Origin of the sequence: Oceanibaculum indicum P24 (assembly GCF_000299935.1) — a bacterium.
Lineage (GTDB): Bacteria > Pseudomonadota > Alphaproteobacteria > Oceanibaculales > Oceanibaculaceae > Oceanibaculum > Oceanibaculum indicum.
This window is the reverse complement of the sequence record NZ_AMRL01000067.1, coordinates 1-1,171: the sequence shown is the minus strand read 5'-3', so window position 1 is coordinate 1,171 and position 1,171 is coordinate 1. Positions and strand designations below refer to the sequence as shown.

General features: G+C 63.4%; 1 protein-coding gene. It reads right to left on the bottom strand.

The window, feature by feature from the left end; all coding sequences use genetic code 11:
- Positions 1 to 1,090, bottom strand: a protein-coding gene (locus tag P24_RS18980) for an IS3 family transposase (RefSeq protein ID WP_408962323.1) whose coding sequence is annotated in 2 segments (ribosomal slippage) — positions 1 to 805 and positions 805 to 1,090 — 1,091 coding nt annotated over the 2 segments. Because the reading frame shifts where the segments join, the coding sequence is not laid out codon by codon here. This gene is flagged as partial in the annotation.
- Positions 1,091 to 1,171 lie beyond the last annotated feature (81 nt).

The following is a 1,171-nucleotide window of genomic DNA, read 5'->3' as shown; positions in this document are numbered from 1 at the left end:
GCGGGCGGTTGTCCGCCATGGGCGGCGTGCGGTCGCTGGTGATTGTAGAAGGCGACCCAATGCCCGATGCCGGCCTTGGCCTGCGATCCGGTTTCCCAGGCGTGCAGGTAGACACATTCATACTTCAGGGACCGCCAGAGGCGTTCGATGAAGATGTTGTCGAGGCAGCGCCCTTTGCCGTCCATCGAGATCCGGGTGCCGACCCGTTTCAGACGGTCGGTCCAGGCGAAGGACGTGAACTGCGAGCCTTGGTCCGTATTCATGATCTCGGGCGGGCCGAAGCGGAGGATCGCCTCGTTCAGCGCCTCGGCGCAGAAGTCCGCCTCCAGCGTGTTCGAGATGCGCCAGGCCAGCACCTTGCGGGTGAACCAATCCATGATGGCGACCAGATATAGGAATCCCCGCTTCATTGGCAGGTATGTGATGTCGGCGCACCAGACCTGGGTGGGCCGCTCGACGCGCAGCCCGCCCAGCAGATATGGGTACGTCCGGTGCCCCTTGGCGGGCTTGCTGGTGTTGGGTTTCTGGTAGATCGGCATCAGGCGCATGAGCCGCATCAGCCGCCGGATGCGCTTTTGGTTCACGAGATGGCCCTCGTTCTGCAAGTGCCAGGTCATCTGCCGGACGCCGTAAACCGGGGTTTCCAGGAACTGCCGATCGATCAGCCGCATCAGCGCCAGGTTCATCTCGCTCTCGCCCAGTGGCTGGTAGTAGAACGACGACCGCGAGATCGACAGCAGGCGGCACTGCGCTCCGATCGACAGCGTCGGGTGGTTGCGGTCGATCATCCCGCGCCTCACTTCCCGGTCCAGGGCTTGAGCTTTCTGGCCAAAAAATCGTTGGCCACAGCCAGCTCCCCGATCTTGGCGTGCAACTCGCGAACGGTCTCCTCGTCGACCTCGGCCTTCTTCCTGCCGCCGCGCTCGAAGATGTCCGCCGCCCCTTCGAGCAGCGCCTTCTTCCAGGTGTGGATCATCGTCGGGTGAACGCCGTATTCGGCCGCCAGCTCCGACACCGTGCGCTCGCCCTTCACCGCCTCCAGCGCCACGCGCGCCTTGAAGCCCGCATCATGGTTCCTGCGTTTCGACATGTTCTGATCTCCTCGTTCTTGGAGACCAGCAGACGGCAGATCGTAGCTTCCGTCACTGTCCGATTTTCGGGGGGCAGCTCA